The 15,929-nt window shown below is 63.6% G+C and carries 14 protein-coding genes; 7 read left to right on the forward strand and 7 right to left on the reverse strand.

Going from position 1 to position 15,929, the window contains the following annotated elements; translation table 11 throughout:
• Nucleotides 1-163: 163 nt before the first annotated feature.
• Nucleotides 164-640, forward strand: coding sequence for an Sbal_3080 family lipoprotein (locus BM70_RS0104780; protein WP_025854940.1), 477 nt, complete (start codon nt 164-166; stop codon nt 638-640).
• Here BM70_RS0104780 and BM70_RS0104785 read toward each other — a convergent pair.
• The 6 genes from BM70_RS0104785 to BM70_RS0104810 all read right to left on the reverse strand — a co-directional run bounded on the left by BM70_RS0104785 (nt 615) and on the right by BM70_RS0104810 (nt 5,831).
• Entirely contained in the window at nt 615-1,547 is a 933-nt protein-coding gene (locus tag BM70_RS0104785; RefSeq protein ID WP_025854941.1) for a pyridoxamine 5'-phosphate oxidase family protein, read from the reverse strand. The two genes, BM70_RS0104780 and BM70_RS0104785, sit on opposite strands and share 26 nt — an antisense overlap.
• A gap of 79 nt (nt 1,548-1,626) precedes the next feature.
• Nucleotides 1,627-2,511, reverse strand: a complete 885-nt coding sequence (locus tag BM70_RS0104790) for a LysR family transcriptional regulator (protein WP_025854942.1) — start codon at nt 2,509-2,511, stop codon at nt 1,627-1,629.
• Nucleotides 2,511-3,431, reverse strand: coding sequence for a LysR family transcriptional regulator (locus BM70_RS0104795; RefSeq protein ID WP_025854943.1), 921 nt, complete (start codon nt 3,429-3,431; stop codon nt 2,511-2,513). Before BM70_RS0104795 ends, BM70_RS0104790 begins: the two co-directional genes overlap by 1 nt.
• 93 nt (nt 3,432-3,524) lie before the next feature.
• Nucleotides 3,525-4,145, reverse strand: a complete 621-nt coding sequence (locus BM70_RS0104800; protein ID WP_025854944.1) for a glutathione S-transferase family protein — start codon at nt 4,143-4,145, stop codon at nt 3,525-3,527.
• A 220-nt stretch (nt 4,146-4,365) separates the two neighbouring features.
• Nucleotides 4,366-5,157: an iron export ABC transporter permease subunit FetB gene (fetB, locus tag BM70_RS0104805; protein ID WP_025854945.1), complete on the reverse strand. Its 792-nt coding sequence runs from the start codon at nt 5,155-5,157 to the stop codon at nt 4,366-4,368.
• Nucleotides 5,154-5,831 (reverse strand): ATP-binding cassette domain-containing protein, encoded by a 678-nt coding sequence (locus tag BM70_RS0104810; protein ID WP_025854946.1) that lies wholly within the window; start codon nt 5,829-5,831, stop codon nt 5,154-5,156. Before BM70_RS0104810 ends, fetB begins: the two co-directional genes overlap by 4 nt.
• A 132-nt stretch (nt 5,832-5,963) precedes the next feature.
• Here BM70_RS0104810 and BM70_RS33895 point away from each other — a divergent pair, with 132 nt between their 5' ends.
• The gene (locus tag BM70_RS33895) at nt 5,964-6,182 is read left to right on the forward strand and encodes a hypothetical protein (protein WP_025854947.1); all 219 of its coding nucleotides are present in this window, start codon (nt 5,964-5,966) and stop codon (nt 6,180-6,182) included.
• A gap of 15 nt (nt 6,183-6,197) precedes the next feature.
• Here BM70_RS33895 and BM70_RS0104820 read toward each other — a convergent pair whose 3' ends face one another.
• Nucleotides 6,198-6,734 (reverse strand): hypothetical protein, encoded by a 537-nt coding sequence (locus BM70_RS0104820; protein WP_025854948.1) that lies wholly within the window; start codon nt 6,732-6,734, stop codon nt 6,198-6,200.
• Nucleotides 6,735-6,925: 191 nt separating this feature from the next.
• Here BM70_RS0104820 and BM70_RS0104825 point away from each other — a divergent pair, with 191 nt between their 5' ends.
• The 5 genes from BM70_RS0104825 (at nt 6,926) to BM70_RS0104845 (ending at nt 15,925) form a co-directional block, all read left to right on the forward strand.
• Nucleotides 6,926-7,609 (forward strand): molecular chaperone, encoded by a 684-nt coding sequence (locus tag BM70_RS0104825; protein WP_043274166.1) that lies wholly within the window; start codon nt 6,926-6,928, stop codon nt 7,607-7,609.
• Between the two features lie 23 nt (nt 7,610-7,632).
• Nucleotides 7,633-8,613 (forward strand): fimbrial protein, encoded by a 981-nt coding sequence (locus BM70_RS0104830; RefSeq protein WP_025854950.1) that lies wholly within the window; start codon nt 7,633-7,635, stop codon nt 8,611-8,613.
• A gap of 57 nt (nt 8,614-8,670) precedes the next feature.
• The gene (locus tag BM70_RS0104835; protein ID WP_025854951.1) at nt 8,671-11,475 is read left to right on the forward strand and encodes an ATP-binding protein; all 2,805 of its coding nucleotides are present in this window, start codon (nt 8,671-8,673) and stop codon (nt 11,473-11,475) included.
• Nucleotides 11,462-12,658 carry an EAL domain-containing protein gene (locus BM70_RS0104840; RefSeq protein ID WP_025854952.1) on the forward strand — a complete coding sequence of 399 codons (1,197 nt, stop codon included), beginning with the start codon at nt 11,462-11,464 and terminating at the stop codon, nt 12,656-12,658. The genes BM70_RS0104835 and BM70_RS0104840 overlap by 14 nt, the downstream gene beginning before the upstream one ends.
• A gap of 81 nt (nt 12,659-12,739) precedes the next feature.
• Nucleotides 12,740-15,925, forward strand: coding sequence for a hybrid sensor histidine kinase/response regulator (locus BM70_RS0104845; RefSeq protein WP_025854953.1), 3,186 nt, complete (start codon nt 12,740-12,742; stop codon nt 15,923-15,925).
• The last annotated feature ends 4 nt before the right edge of the window (nt 15,926-15,929 follow it).

Here is a 15,929-nt window from a genome sequence, read left to right on the forward strand (position 1 = left end):
GTGATGGGCCCAGGGTAAACACCGAGGGTGGCGCAATTGAGTATTGACCGGGGGGCACGAATGGCAGCCTTGTGGGAGTCGGGCTGGCCTGTCGGTTGATCTGCGTTCGACATTGGATCATCGCTGCTATCATCAAGCCATTACTGACGATAGGGAAGTCGCTATGCGCCTGATAACAGCGCCCGCTTGTATGCTGGCCGCCTTGGCCGTGACTGGCTGCAGCATCACGCAAACCGTCACCCCGGTGGCCTTCACCGGAGCCCAGGCCCCTGAGATCTGCATGATCCCCGCCGAAGGCTTGCGCGCAGGGTTCAATACGACCTACACCGCACAACTGCGCAGCAAGGGGTTCCAGACTCGGGAACTGCGGCCCGGCAGCCCACCGGCAAGCTGCGCGCTGTCGACCACGTACATTGGCCAATGGAGCTGGGACCTGGCGCTCTACATGAGCTATGCCGATATCCAGGTGTTTGAAAACGGTCGGCAGGTGGGCAAGGCGTTGTACGACTCGACCTCGGGTGGCGCTCGGATGGGCAAGTTTATCGATGCACACAGCAAGATCATCGAAATGACCAACCAGTTGTTCCCGAAGGCCTCCTATGGTCCGGGCCAGCCTACCACCGCCCCGTCGCCAGACTGAACGGCGAAAACTCCGCGAACTGCCAGCGCAACGCCAATGCCGCCGGGCGGCGGACCACGTGTTCCGCGGTCACCGTCCACAAGCGCTGGGCGCCCTCGAACCGGGCCACTTCGGGGCCGTCGAGGATCAACGAAGTGCGTCCGGCGACTTGCAGCACATCCCCCGATGCAAAATCGATGAACAGCAAGCCCGCCACCGGGTTCACCTGCAAATTGCCCAGGGTGTTGAAGAACAGGTTGCCAGCGAAGTCGGGAATGGTCAGCAGGTTGCCTTCAACCCGCACAAAACCGGTATTGCCACCCCGATGAGAAACGTCCACCGAGCGCTGGCCGTCGCCCTCGACGTAGCTGGCGACGAAGAAGGTGTCGGCGTTGCGGATCATGCTTTGGGCCGCGTCGTCCAGGTGGTTGAAACGCTCGACCAGCGTACCGGGTTTGCGTGCAATGGAATCGACCGGCCGTAGCTGGATGTACTTGGAGCAGTTGCCGAAGGTGTGCACCACCTCGACGGAAAATCCCTCGTGATCGAGCGCATTCACCCGGCCGTTCATGCGGTTGCGGCGGCGGGTGTTGAGGTCGATGCCCAGCAGGCCCACCGATGCGCCGTCGAGCAATGCGCTGCGGGCCGGGTCGCCTGCGGACGGCAGGCTGTCGACCTGCAAGGTCTGTGGGTCCGGCGAGTGGGCAAACCCTGGGGCGCCTTCGATCAGGGTCGCCCAGGGGATGCCCTGGGCGTCCACCACGCCCAGCAACAGGTACGGCAACAAGGGGTAGAAGTCCCGATGCTGTTCCGGCAGGTGATCACGAATCACCTTGGGCCCGACCACGGCCATGCGGTCGGCCACGCCCACCGCTGCTTGCAGCTGCCGTTCGCCGGCGTGCCAGGGAGTTTGTTCGATCAGGTTCATGGCGAGCACCTCATAGTGAATGGGTCGATGCTGCGCCCTGCCAGCCAGCGAGAGAATAACCACGCCAGGCAATCCACTCTTACGCCAGCTGAAATGCCGGGTGTTCTCGCAGGGCCGCCAGGCAGTGGTCGACAAAACTGCGCACGCGCATCGACGCGTTGCGGCCTTGGCGATACACCACGTGCACGGGCAGTGGCGGCAGCTCGAAATCCGGCAACACACGGCGTAATTGCCCTCTGAGCAAATGCTCGTGGACCGGGTAGCTCAGGCAGCGGATCAACCCCGCGCCATGCACCGCCGCATTGATCGCACCCTGCACCGTGGCGCACCCCAGGCGCGCACGCGCCTTGAGCGGGTAACCATGGAAATCCCAGTGCACCTGGTCGGCACTGGCGATCAGCCGATGCTGCTTGAGGTCGGCAGGGTGCCGGGGTTCGCCATGGGCGGCGAGGTAGTCGGGACTCGCGCAGAGGATGTGCCGCACCTGCCCCACCGGCCGCGCAATCAACGACGAGTCGGGCAGTTCACCGACCAGGATGGCCACGTCCAGCCCCTCTTCATGCAGGTTCGGGTAGTAGTCGTGGTAATGGACCGCCAGGTGCACCTCGGGATATCGGTCCAGATAGTCGGCCAACACCGGCGCCATCACATAGCGGCTGAACAAAAAGGGCAGGAACACGCGCAGGTTGCCCTGGGCCTGCACATGCAAACCCTTGGCCGAGGCTTCGGCGGCCTCCACGGCAGCGAGCAGGCGCACGCAGTCCGCCAGGTACGCGCTGCCGGCGTCGGTCAGGCTCACACCTCGCGTACTGCGTTCAAGCAACGGCACGCGCAACCGCGCTTCCAGGCGTGCAATTGCCCGTACCAGGGTCGGGCCCGAGACGTACGCACCCCGCGCCGCTGCGGCCAGGCTGGGTTGGCCGGCCAGCGCGGCGAACAGCTGCATATCGCGATAACGCTCCATCAGTTGCGCCGTTTCATCGCCGGGTTCAGGGCGGCGTCCTGGCCCAGGCGATGGCTGAGGAAGTCGACAAACGTATTGACCTTGGCCGGTACGCGGGCGCTTTTCTGGAACACTACCTGGATCGGCAGCGGCGCGGCTTCATAGGCTTCGAGGACAATCTCCAGTTCACCCGCCGCCACCGCTGTTGCGATCTGGTAGGACAGCACCCGCGTCATGCCCCAGCCCAGGCGCGCCAGGTTGATGGCGGCGTTGTTCGCCGTGACCACCAGGCGCGGCTCGATGGGCACGGTCAACGACTGGCCACGGTCGACGAACTCCCAGCCACTCACCAACTGGCTGGACGACGACGTCGCAATCTTGGCCTCGCGCAACTGCGAAGGATGCTGAGGCCGCCCATGCTGGTCGAGATAGGCCGGCGACGCGCACACCACCCGGCGTACTTCGCCGACCTTGATCGCCTGTTGCCCCGGCTCGTGCAGATGGCCGATACGCACCGCCACATCGACCCCCTCATCAGTCATGTTGACCACGCGGTCGACCAGCAAGGCGTTGATGTTCACCAGGGGAAACCGGTCCAGGTATTCCCCCAGCACCGGCGCCACATACAGTTCGCCAAACAGCACCGGCGCCGTGACCGTCAGGTGGCCACAGGGGATGGAATAACTGCCCGCCGCCGCTTCCTCGGCCTCATCGAGCTCCGCCAGGATGCGCCGACAATCTTCCAGGTAGCGCTGGCCGGCTTCGGTCAGGTGCAAGCTGCGGGTGGTACGCGCCAGCAGTTGCGTACCGATGCGCTCCTCCATGGCGGCAATGGCCCTTGTCACGCTCGGCGGCGAGGTTTTCAGGCGACGCGCAGCGGCGGCGAAGCCCTCCTCCTCGGCCACCGCCAGGAACACCTGCATTTCATGAAATCGATCCATCGGCGCGCCTTCCAGTTGAATGAACATCACCTCCTGTGGCGAGCGAGCAAGCGCCCTCGCCACAACAGGCGCCCTGATCACAAGGTATCCACATTATTGCGCCTGCAGCCCCACCGCCGTGCGTGGCATGCCGACAAAGCCCGGCAACGCCTCGATGCTGGCGAGCCAGGCACGCACATGAGGGTAGTCGGCCAACGAGACATTGCCTTCCGGCGCGTGGGCGACGTAGGTGTAGAAGGCAACATCGGCAATGGTCGGTCGTTCGCTGGCCAGGAAGCGGCTTTGGCCAAGCTGCGCCTCCATCAGCTTCAGCAACGCGTGGGACCGGGTAATCGCGGCGGCGGTGTCGACCTCGGCACCAAACACCAGGGCAAGGCGTGCAGTCGCCGGCCCGGCGTGGAGTTGACCGGCGGCGGCCGAAAGCCAGCGCTGCACGCGGGCCTGGCCTACCGGGTCGCTCGGCAGCCATTGACCTTTGCCGTAGGTGTTCGCCAGATAGACCAGGATCGCATTGGAGTCCGCCAGTACAACGCCGTTGTCATCAATGGCGGGGACCTGGCCGAAAGGGTTGATCGCAGCAATAAACTCGGGGGCTTTGTGGGCGCCTTGCTTGAGGTCCACCAGGATAACGTCCGTGGGCAGGCCCAGCAGGGACAGCATCAGCTCGACCCGATGGGAGTGGCCGGACAACGGGAAACCGTAGAGTTTGATCATGAAAGGCTCCAAAGGAATGGGGTATCGACGCCCCGCATGTTCCACCGCTGCCCCGACCGTTGGAATCACCAGGATTTACAATCCAGCATTTCATCCGGCGAAACAATCACTCACGTGAACACAACCCAACATCTCCCCATCAGAGCAAATCCCCTGTGGGCGCTTCGTCGTGGCGCAAATTCTGCCAACAAAGCAGCTCCCAAACCGGTCAGTGGCGTGCTCAACGCTCTTCGAGCCGATCACGCAAGAATCGATGGCTGCTGGAAAACAACCGTCGATAGGTGAGCAACACCGCCCCCACCGTGCCCAGCGCCGATGACGCGGCGATCAGAAACATGATCACGATCTGGTACCGCACCGCATCCTCCGGGCTCTCCCCCGCCAGCACCTGCCCGGTCATCATGCCGGGCAGGCTGACGATACCCACCACGGTCATCTGGTTCAGCGTCGGGATCATGCCTGCGCGCACCGCCTGGCGGATCGCTTCCTGCGCCGCTTCCCAGCGTGAGCCGCCGAGGGCCAGGATCATCTCGATGGTGTTGCGCCCCGAGGTCAGTTCCTGGGTCATGCGTTCGATGCCCAGGGACACGCCGGTCAGCGTGTTGCCGAGGATCATGCCGAGGATCGGGATCGCATACTGCGGCTCGTACCACGGGTGAATACGGATCACCGCAAACAGGCCCACGGCCGTGACCAGCCACGAACTGCCCCACACCGACAGGATGCTATCGACCCGCTGGCCCCGGTAAGTCCGCCGCCCACGCCCGGCGGCCGAGAGACCGGCGATCAGGGTCATCGCACACATCAACGGCAGCACCACGTACCAATAAGCGAACTCGAATACCCAGCCCAGCAGATAACCGATGGCCAACAGTTGCACCACGGTGCGCACCGCCGCCCACAGCAGCTGGCGGCCCAGGCCCAAACGCAGCAGCAGCGACAGCGCGCCATTGATGAGGATCAGCGACGCGGCGATGCCCATGTCCAGCGCGGTGAGGTTCTGATAATTCATCGCTGGGCTCCTGCGCTCAGTACACCGGCACTCATCTGCAAGTGCAGGTCACTCATGCGCCGGGCCTGGTCCAGGTCGTGGGAGACCCAGATACAGGCGCGGGACGGGTCACCGGCAAACCAGGCATCGATCAGTGCCTCGACCTCGCGGGACGAGGTGGGGTCGAGGGCGGCGGTGGGTTCGTCCAGCAACAGCACCTCGGGGTTGAGTTGCAGGGTGCGGATCAGCGAAACCACCTGGGATTCGCCGCCGGACAGGTCGGCGGCGCGCTTGGCCAGGAAGTCCGGCGCCTTGCCGGCATGCCCGAGCAGTGTGGTCACGGCCGCCAGATCGAAGCGGCGCTTGCGCAAGGTCTTGAGGCTGAAGGGGAAGCGCAGGTTGTCTTCCACCGAGCCTTCGAGCAGCGCCGGGCGCTGCGACAGGTAGCTGATATGGCTGCGGTAGTGGGGAATCTGCGCGTAGCCGATCGGCTGATTGTTCCACAGGACCTGCCCGGACGTGGGTGCATCCAGCAGCGCCAGCGCGCGCAGGAACACGCTTTTGCCGGAGCCGGACGCACCGGTGATCGACACGCGGTCGCCGGCATGCAGGGTGAAATCCGTGGGCTGGAGCAAGGGCACTTGGCGGCGCTCGTCCATGCGCGTGAGGGCGCGGGTTTCGATCAGTGCGCTCATGGAGGCGGTGTTCCTCTTCAAACCTGTTGGGCGCAATGGTGCGGCAGGCGCACGAAGTTTTCATGAAAAAATTCAAACCATCGCACCCCATGTCGTTCACACCTTCACGTGCAACGCTGAGCAGGAGGCGACATGCAATACCGACAACGGGGCCATTCCGGCCTGCTGGTATCCGAAATCATCCTGGGCACCCTGCCCTTTGACGGTCGCACCGACGCTGCAAAACGCGGATCGGTGGACGTGCCCCAGGCCCGGCGCATGTTCGATATCGCGCCTGAAGGATCGATCGGGGATCACTTCGCTGACTGTCGACGCATGATAGATAAAACCCTGCCCATCTGGCACGGCTGACGCCTGCCCCGGCAGTCAGCGCTTGGGCGACAGGCCGATCGCACAGGCGAATACCGCCGGGTCCCCCTGGCAGGTGGCTCGCCTGGCCATCGACTGTTTGCTCGCGCGGGGCGCCGCCCCCTCCGTATCAACGGCGCGCAGTGCCGGACGCTCCAGGGGCTGCCTACCTTGCGCCGGATCCACGATTTCCATGCAGCGACGCAACGAGTTGAAGTCCGGCGACTGCGACAGCGACAAGTGCAGGGTCTGGCTCACTGACACCGACACCAGCGAACTCTGCGCACATTGCCCGTCGTAGATCAGCGTGTGGCGAATCAGCGGGTTGTCGTGGCAGTACTTCAGCAGGTTCACCTGCCGCGAGCGCACCAGCGCGGTGTCGATGATCAACAGGTCGAACGCCACGCCTTCGGAGCGCGTCAACGCTTGCAGTTCGTCGAACGAACTCAATGGGGCGATGCGGTAATAGCCCAGTTGGTTGAGCATTTTCTCGATCTTGATCCGTTGCAGAAGGTCGGCATCGGCAATCAGCAGGCGTAACGCTTTATTGGACATAGGGTAGACCTGACAGTTGGGCATCAGCGTCGATCACGGTAACGGTCAGGGGCAAACATGACTTTAAGGCGATTCTGAAACGGTAGGCGGTGGCAGTGGCGCACTTTTAAGAATCGCCTCAAAGCCCTCGCGCCGCCCGCGCCCTACCATGGAGCGCGTCCCTAAACGCCCCATGGAATTCACCTGTGTTCATGTTTCTACTCAGAATGGTGCTGTTGGCCGGCGGGCTGCTGGCCCTCGCGCCATCGCCCGCCGATGCGGCGCTGCAGATCGAGGGCACGCGCCTGATCTATTTCGGCCAGGACAAGGCCGCCAACATCGGCGTGGTCAACCAGGCATCGCGTGAGGTCGTGGTGCAAACCTGGATCAGCGGCGAGGATGACTCAGCCGGGCACGATGTGCCGTTTGCCGCCACCGAGCCGCTGGTGCAACTGGCGGCCGGCGAGCATCACCCGTTGCGCATCCTGTATGCGGGCGAAGGCTTGCCCGTGGACCGCGAGTCGTTGTTCTGGCTGAACATCATGGAAATCCCGCTCAAGCCGGAAGACCCCAACAGCGTGCAGTTCGCGATACGCCAGCGGCTCAAGCTGTTCTATCGGCCGCCCGCGCTCAAAGGTGGTTCGGCCGAGGCGGTGCAGCAGTTGGTATGGAACACCGATGGGCACAGCGTCACGGTCAGTAATCCCAGCGCGCTCCACCTGTCGCTGATCAATGTGCAGACCGACAGCCAGACGCTCAGCGATTATCTGCTGCTCAAGCCCCGTGAGCGCAAAACCCTGAGCGCACCGAGCCCCTTGCCAAAAGGCACCACCCTCCAGTTCACCGAAATGACCGATATCGGCTTGCAGGCCCGCCACAGCGCGGCGCTCAACTGATGGATCGCGAGGTATTTGCCCCCATGTCACTCACCAAACGATGCTTACCCCTGCTGTTGTGGGCCTGCGCGGTCCTGCCCGCCACCAGCCATGCGCTGGCCTGCCGTGAGGATGGCAGCGGCTCGATCATCACCCAGGAGGCGCTGGGCACTGCGCTGGCGGTAGCCGCCGATGCGCCCAACGGCAGCATCATCTGGGAATCCGGCCCACGCTCCACCGATGTGATCTGCAAAGACGACTACAACTACGGCCGCGAGGAAATATATCTCTACGTCAACCCGGCCAATGTGAGCATCGGCACCGGCATTCGCGTGGGCATCCGCTACAACAACCAGCCCATTACCCAAAGCACCGGCAAGGTCGGTACCGGGTTCTTTTCCGATCGAGGCTGCACCTCCAACTGCATCGGCTGGGACAAGGCGCGTTTCACCCTCAACTTCAGCGTGTTCATCGAGAAATACGACCCCACGCCCCCAAGCGGCCAAGCCAGTACATTGACCTCGTACCGCGTGTTCCAACTGGACGGCGTGCGGGGGCTCAACTCACGCCCCAACAGCAACTTCAACTACGTGGTCACCGGCATGAACGGCATCCGTTTCGTGCCGTGCACGCCGGAGCTGACCATCACCCCGAGCGTGGTCAACTTCCCCACGCCGTCACGCAAGGCCTCGATCGGTGAAGTCGCCAGTTCCGCGAACTTCAGCCTGAACCTGCGCAAGGGCTGCGACACGCCCTACACCGTCAGCGCACGCTTCGCCACCACGGCGGGCGGCGGCAGCGTGATCAACAATCTGCTGGTACCGGACAACAACCGCTCGGTGGGCATCTCGCTGTCCCGCGCCGAGAGCCAGCAACAGTTGCCGTTCAACAACTGGTTCACCCTGCAGGAGCTGATGGGGCTGGGCCAGAGCCACGATGAATTCCGTGCCGACCTGAAGTGGCGCACGCTGCCGATCCCCGGCGCCTTCGATGCGGCCGTGGTGGTGGATATGTATTACAAGTAGGCCGCTTTTAAGGATCGTCTTATGCCTCGCGCGACGGCTGGCGCTTAAAGTTCGCCGATGCGATTGAAAAGTTATCTGCTCCAGATCAACCCCGTCCTCTCCCGACCCGAAGCAGCCAGAAGGCTGCTTCGCATTTTTGCGACCGTGCTGCTGATCGGCATCCTCAGCGGGGTCTATACCTTCCTGCTGTCCACCTTCAACAACGATATTTCCCAGCGCCGCGGCTACATGAGCAGCGCCATCGCCGAAGCCCACACCTTTTTCACCAACCGCGAGGCCTTGCTCGAAAGCCTCAGTCTGTCTGCGGTGCGTCGGCCATCGAAGACGCCGGTCTACACCTTTTCCCCGGAAGAGCAGCACTTGCTATTGGGCGACGTGCCGGCCAACCAGTGGAGCATCTGGCTGACCACGCGCATGCGCGATTACCTGAAGGCCAAGCAACTCAATTTGCTGTACGTGAACGCCGGGCCTGCGCCTCAAGTGACACGCCTGTTTGACGCCACCGTAAAAGTGCTACCGATTTCCAAGTGCATGCTCAACCGCCTCAAGACCCTGCGACACAGCGATCCAGCCAGCCTTAACGAGGTATGGCTGAGTGACAAGACCGAGGGTCACTCGCACCTGTACATCTTTATCCGCCTGGATGAGCGCGATCCCGAGTCAGGTTGGCTCGGCATGGAAATGGAAAGTCGCGAAGTGTCCTCGACCCTCAGCGACAAAAGCGCCGGCGAGTTCATGATGCTCAGTTCTCAGGGCATGCTGGTGTTCACCAACAGTGACAACGCACAGTTGAGCCAGCAACGCCTGCGGCCCGGGGAAGACAGTTTCTTCGGCTTTGTCGGCAACGGCTGGCTGCCCGATCACCTGGTGATCCGCAAGCACCTGAAGTCCTCGGACTGGCAACTGATGTACTCCATCGACCTGCGCGCCGTAGTCACTGGCTTGTGGAAGCAGTTGCTTGGCTCCCTGCTGTTCTGCCTGTTCAGCCTGACGCTGATCTGGCTGGTGATGCGTCGGGTCGACCAGCGTTTCATCATTCCGTCGATCCATCGCATCCAGGCGCTGATCGAAAGCGAAGCATTCGGCCGCGATGTGATCCAGACCGCGCCGGTGGCCCTGTGCGTGCTGCGGCGCACCGACGGCCAGGTGGTGCTGGAAAACACCCTGGCCCAGCAATGGCTGGGCCACGGCCCGGAGCGCGAGCGCTTGCGGGCCGGCTGGATCGAGCAGGCGTTCGCCGACGGCCCGTCCGAACGCAGCGACTATTTCGAGACCATCGACGGCCGCCACCTGTACCTGAGCAGCGCGCCGACCCGCTACAGGGGCGAGGACGTGCTGTTTTGCGCCTTCAGCGATATCAGTGCGCGCAAGCAGGTGGAGGCGGCGCTGGAAGAAGCCCGGCACTCCGCGGATGCGGCCAACGCCGCGAAAACCCTGTTCCTGGCGACCATGAGCCATGAAATCCGCACACCGCTGTATGGCGTGCTGGGCACCCTGGAACTGTTGGCGCGCACGCAACTGGATGCCCAGCAGAAAGATTATCTGCACGCCATCGAGGGTTCGTCCTCGACCTTGCTGCAACTGATCTGCGACGTGCTGGATGTATCGAAAATCGAAGCTGGCCAACTGGCGCTGGAGTTGAGCGAGTTCTCACCACTGGAGCTGGTGCACGAAATCATCCAGGGCTATGCAGCCGCCGCCCAAGGCAAAGGCCTGCAACTGTACGCCTGCTTCGACCCCAAGTTGCCGGAGCGCTTGATCGGCGATGTGACGCGTATCCGCCAGATCCTCAACAACCTGCTCAACAATGCGGTGAAGTTCACCGACTACGGGCGCGTGGTGCTGCGGGTCAAGGTGCTCGGTCGCGATGGCGAACGCTCGAGCCTGCTGTGGCAAGTCTCGGACACTGGCAAGGGCATCACCCAGGAAGACCAGGCGCTGATTTTCGAGCCGTTCTACCAGAGCGAAGGCAACACCAATGTGGTCGCCGGCACCGGCCTGGGCCTGCCGATCTGCCAACGCCTGACCCAGTTGATGAACGGCCATATCCGCATGGTCAGCGAGCTCGGCCTGGGCAGCAGTTTCAGCCTCACCCTGCCGCTGGAAGAAGCACCGACCGCGCCGATGCCCCCGCTGCTGGCCGAGACCATCTACGTGGCCTCGCCGATCCCGGAACTGGCCCATTCCATCAGCGGCTGGTTGCGCCGTTGGGGCGCACGGGCCCAGACCGGCCTGCCAACCTTGCCGGAAAGCCATCTGCTGCTGCAATTGCATCCCGGCAGTGTCGATCCACTGTTGGTGCCCGACTGGCCGGGGCCCGTGATCCATGTCAGCAGCAACGCCTGCAACGCCCTCGAAGCGGAGGCCGGCGCGTGGCACGTCAACCTCAACCACCTGGGCGCGATTCACCAGGCGGTCAGCCAGGCCCAGGGGCTGTGGGTGGCCCGCGCCGATGAGCAGACGCGCCAGCGCGACCTGAAGAAACTCAACCTGCACCTGCTGGTGGCCGAGGACAACATCATCAACCAGCTGATATTGCGCGACCAACTCGAAGAACTCGGCTGCACCGTAGAACTGGCGGCCGATGGCCAGGAAGCGTTGCAGCTGTACACCGCCGGCCAGTTCGACGTGGTGCTGACGGACGTGAACATGCCCCACATCAACGGCTACGAACTGGCACGCGAACTGCGGCGCCAGGGCTGCCCGTTACCGATTATCGGGGCTACCGCCAACGCCATGCGCGGCGAGGCCGACCTGTGCCTGGCCGCCGGCATGGACCATTGCCTGGTCAAACCCTTTGCGTTGCGGGCTCTATTCAACTCCCTGGCGCCTTATGCACGGATCACCCATGAAGCCCCTTAGTATTCTGATCGTTGAGGACCATCCCCTGCAGCACATCTACCTGCAGCACCTGCTCAGTGAGCTGGGGGATTTCATGCTCGAAACCGCCGAGGATGGCAAACAAGCGCTGGAGCGGCTGCGCCAGCGTGATTTCGACCTGGTACTGACCGACCTGCTGATGCCCGGCATGGACGGCGTGCAATTTATCCAGTGCCTGGCCAGCCTGCGCTGCAAGCCGGCCCTGGCGATCATGAGCGCTGCGTCACGCCGCATGCTGATGGCCGCCAGCCTGGTGGCGAAGAACCTCGACGTGGAAGTGATCGGGCTGATTTCCAAGCCGGTCGCTGCCGACGCCTTGCGCAGCCTGGTGGACCAACTGCGCAACCGCGTACGCAGCCCCTCCTCCCCCACCTTGCCCGAGCACCTGGACATCGACCGCCACACGCTGATCCAGGCCATGGGCAACGGCCAGTTCCAGGCCTGGTTCCAGCCGAAGAAATCCCTGGCCAACGGGCGCATCGTCGCCGCCGAAGCGCTGGTGCGCTGGATGCACCCCGAGCAAGGCGTGATGCTGCCCGCCGCGTTCCTGCCGGCCATAAAAGCGTTCGAACTGGAAGAGCGCCTGTTGTGGGTGGTGCTCAAGCAGGCCATCCACGCCCAGGAGCGCTGGCGCCAGCGCGGTTACGAGATCCCCGTGGCGATCAACCTGCCCACGCACCTGCTCAACAGCCACGACCTGGCCGACCGCCTGCTGGAATTCGTGCTGCACCACGATGGCATTCCGGGAATGATCTGTTTCGAGCTGATGGAATGCTCGGTGCCCCAGGACATCAGCAACTTCTATGCGGGCGCCTGCCGCTTGCGCATCAAGGGCTTCGGGTTGTCCCAGGACGATTTCGGCAAAGGCTACAGTTCGTACCTCAACCTGGTGTCCACGCCCTTCACGGAACTCAAGATCGACCAGGCGCTGGTGCAGGGCAGCCACGACAACGAAGGCATTGCCCAGGCCCTGGCCAGCATCATCGCCCTGGGCCGCAAGCTCGGCCTGACCGTGGTCGCCGAAGGCGTGGAGACGCCCCAGCAACTGGCGCTGTTGCGCAAGATCGACTGCAACCAGGTGCAGGGTTTCCTGATTTCCCACGCAGTTTCTTCGGAACAATTTCAACAACTACTGAACAATGATGGCCCCGCGACATCTCACTAGCAGCCGGCCACGGATGATGCGTCCAATATAGGACTAAGCTCCATCCAGTGCCGATGTGTCCTGCGCCTGCGGAAACCCATGATGAAGCACAACAACGCGATCCTCGAAGCCTTTACCCGCAGCTCCCTACGCTTGAACAAAGGCCTGATGGTGCTGATGGGGATCGCGTTGCTGCTGGTCCTCACCAATTACTGGTCACTGCAACGGGGGGTCGAGACCCGCTACGGCGCCACGCGCTTTCATTTCGCGCGCCTGATGGAAAACCTCCAGGAACAGCAGTCGTACCTCAAGAGCCTGACCCACCCGGGGATCCAGGCCGAACTGTTGCGCGCGACCAACGTTCAGGTCAGCCTCAAAAGCCGCATGGTCGATAACCGCCGAACCCTGTACGAAGGCCAGAAGTACTCGTTTTCGGTGCCGTTCAGCGTCAAGTTCGATGAGCAGCAGGTCGGTGCCGCCGCCAGGCCGCAAATTTTCGCCCTGGGTGCGCACCTGACCAGCTACTACAGCGCGTTCTGGTCCTCATCCCCTTACGAGGCACCGCAAACCTTCCTGCTCAACCGCCAGACGAACTACGCCATCACCATTCCGTCCGTGGGCTACCAGCGTCGGGAAAGCACCGAGGACACCGGCAACCTGGTGGCACTGGTCAACGCGGTGCAGCAAACCCTGGAAGAGACGCCGCAGCCGTTGGAGCAGGACCGCGTGTACTGGCAGGCCGGCCCCGCCCCCGAGCACTTGCTGGCCTACATCGGCCTGCCGCTCGACGGCACGGCCCAGGCGGTGGTGGGCACCGTGCTGGACCTGGCCCGGGTCGACGACGTGCAGCGCGCCCTGGATCACTCGGCGTTTGACCGCTTTACCTTGATCGCACCCGACGGCAACCGGCTGGTCGGGCCAGAGGCAGCTACCTCGCGCAGCGACGGCGTGCACTTCACACTGGACGGCTTCGAATTCAAGATCACCCAGGCCGGGGACCAGCCCTGGAGCGCGGTGTATGGCCTGAATTACTCGCACTTCTTCCACTCGGCCCTGTGGCCGCTGAGCAGCCTGGCGCTGTTCCTCGCCAGCCTGATCGCCCTGGGCTGGGCCGGCAGCCGCTGGTATCGGCGCCAAGTGATTGCTCCGGCACGCCTGGCCCACGAGCGCATTGCCGAAAGCGTCGCGTTCAGCCGGGTGATCATCGACACCGCCCCCACCGGCTTGTGCGTGGTACGCCGCAGCGACGCCAAGGTGTTGATCGAGAACCAGCGCGCTCAACAGTGGCCCGGCACCGCGCGCCTGGTCGCCGCCCTGGCCAGTGTGCACGACAGCGCCGAAAGCGGCGAAACCCACCTGGAGATCGAGGGTCGACACCTGCAGGTCGGCTTCGTGTCCACCCGTTACCAGGCCGAAGACGTGCGCCTGTATGCCTTCAACGACATCACCCGGCACATCGAAGACGCCCAGGCGCTGGACGATGCTCGCCACGCCGCCGATGCCGCCAATGAAGCCAAGACGCTGTTCCTGGCGACCATGAGCCACGAAATCCGCACCCCACTGTATGGCGTGCTCGGCACCTTGGAATTGCTCGGCCTGACCAACCTGGACCCGCACCAGAAGACCTACCTGCACACCATCCAGCGTTCGTCCGCCACGCTGTTCCAACTGATCAGCGATGTATTGGACGTGTCGAAGATCGAGTCCGGGCAAATGGCGATCGAGACCGTCGAGTTCTGCCCGCTGGACATGCTCGAAGACACGCTGCACACCTACACCGCTTTCGCCCAGCGCAAAGGCCTGCAGCTCTACAGTTGCATCGACCCACGGCTGCCCGACTGCGTGGTGGGCGACCCGATGCGTATCCGCCAGATACTCAACAACCTGGTGAGCAACGCCATCAAGTTCACCGACATCGGCCGCGTGGTGATTCGAGCGCGGCTCACGGCACTCGACAGCGAGCACGTCAGCCTGGAATGGCAAGTCACCGACTCCGGCGTGGGCATTCCCGAAGCGCAGCAATCCAAGCTGTTCGACCTGTTCTACCAGGCGCCGGACACGGTCGGTGAAGGTGGCGCCGGCCTGGGCCTGCCGATTTGCCGCTGGCTGGCGCAGATGATGGAGGGCGAGATCAAGGTGGTCAGCGAGCCGGGCCTGGGCAGCAGCTTCACCCTGAAGATGCGCTTGCCGCTGAGCAGCGGCGCCCTGACTCAACTGCCGCTGATCGAGCCCAGCCCGACGCCGGTGTATGTGCAGGCACCGGTGCGCGAACTGGCGCAGTCGATCTGCGACTGGCTCAACCGCCTGGGCATCAGCGCGGCACTGGCGGCGAACGGGCAGGAACAGCACGACCGTCACGCTGTGTTGGTGGATGCACTGCCCGGCGAGCCCGCCCAGTCCTGGGCCGGCCAGCGCGTGGCCTGCCTGCCGGGTGCCCACAGCCCGCCACTGCATACCGACGAAGGCTGGCGCGTGGACCTGCACGATGTGCGCAGCATCGCTGCCACCGTGTCCCTGGCCCAGCACGGCAAGCGGGAGCAATCGTCGGCCGCCCAGCCGCAAAGCGCCGGGCACTTGGGGCTGCGCATCCTGGTGGCCGAGGACAACCCGATCAACCAGGCCATCATCAAGGAACAACTGGAGGCGCTGGGCTGCTCGGTGACCCTCGCCGCCAACGGCGAACAGGCGATGCACCTGTGGCAACCGCAGACGTTCGATCTGGTACTGACCGACGTGAACATGCCGCTGATGAATGGCTATGACCTGGCCCGGACGCTGCGCGCCCATGATCCGGGCTTGCCGATCATCGGCGTCACCGCCAACGCGATGCGCGAGGAAGGCGTGCGCTGCCTGGCGGTGGGCATGAATGCCTGGATCGTCAAACCCTTGAGCCTGCAGACGTTGCGGGCGCAGTTGGTCAAGCTGTGCAGGGTCAAGCCGCCAGTCGAGCCTCAGCCCGAACCACCCGTCGAGACCTGCAACGACAGCGTGCAGCTGTCGGACACGATGCGCCCGCTGTTCATCAGCAGCGTGCAGCACGACCTGCAGCGTATCGGCGCGGCACTCGAGCAGCGTGATGCCCACGGTCTCGGCCAATTGCTGCATTCGGTCGCCGGCGCCTTGGGCGCGGTGCAGGTACTCGACCTGTCCCAGGCATGTATCGAACTGGAAAACGCGCTGAACCGTGGCAGCTTCGACACCGCGCTGGTACTCCGGGTGAAGGCTGTCATGCAGCGTCTGTCGGCGGTGCTGGAAACGCTCCAGCCCGGGCACACTTCACTCACTTGAACTG

The sequence above is a fragment of the Pseudomonas sp. CHM02 genome (assembly GCF_000612585.1).
Classification (GTDB): Bacteria; Pseudomonadota; Gammaproteobacteria; order Pseudomonadales; family Pseudomonadaceae; genus Aquipseudomonas.

Coding starts and splice junctions, on each gene's coding strand:
- BM70_RS0104780 (WP_025854940.1), top strand. CDS start 164: ATGCGCCTGATAACAGCGCCCGCTTGTATGCTGGCCGCCTTGGCCGTG.
- BM70_RS0104785 (WP_025854941.1), bottom strand. CDS start 1,547: ATGAACCTGATCGAACAAACTCCCTGGCACGCCGGCGAACGGCAGCTG.
- BM70_RS0104790 (WP_025854942.1), bottom strand. CDS start 2,511: ATGGAGCGTTATCGCGATATGCAGCTGTTCGCCGCGCTGGCCGGCCAA.
- BM70_RS0104795 (WP_025854943.1), bottom strand. CDS start 3,431: ATGGATCGATTTCATGAAATGCAGGTGTTCCTGGCGGTGGCCGAGGAG.
- BM70_RS0104800 (WP_025854944.1), bottom strand. CDS start 4,145: ATGATCAAACTCTACGGTTTCCCGTTGTCCGGCCACTCCCATCGGGTC.
- fetB (WP_025854945.1), bottom strand. CDS start 5,157: ATGAATTATCAGAACCTCACCGCGCTGGACATGGGCATCGCCGCGTCG.
- BM70_RS0104810 (WP_025854946.1), bottom strand. CDS start 5,831: ATGAGCGCACTGATCGAAACCCGCGCCCTCACGCGCATGGACGAGCGC.
- BM70_RS33895 (WP_025854947.1), top strand. CDS start 5,964: ATGCAATACCGACAACGGGGCCATTCCGGCCTGCTGGTATCCGAAATC.
- BM70_RS0104820 (WP_025854948.1), bottom strand. CDS start 6,734: ATGTCCAATAAAGCGTTACGCCTGCTGATTGCCGATGCCGACCTTCTG.
- BM70_RS0104825 (WP_043274166.1), top strand. CDS start 6,926: ATGTTTCTACTCAGAATGGTGCTGTTGGCCGGCGGGCTGCTGGCCCTC.
- BM70_RS0104830 (WP_025854950.1), top strand. CDS start 7,633: ATGTCACTCACCAAACGATGCTTACCCCTGCTGTTGTGGGCCTGCGCG.
- BM70_RS0104835 (WP_025854951.1), top strand. CDS start 8,671: ATGCGATTGAAAAGTTATCTGCTCCAGATCAACCCCGTCCTCTCCCGA.
- BM70_RS0104840 (WP_025854952.1), top strand. CDS start 11,462: ATGAAGCCCCTTAGTATTCTGATCGTTGAGGACCATCCCCTGCAGCAC.
- BM70_RS0104845 (WP_025854953.1), top strand. CDS start 12,740: ATGAAGCACAACAACGCGATCCTCGAAGCCTTTACCCGCAGCTCCCTA.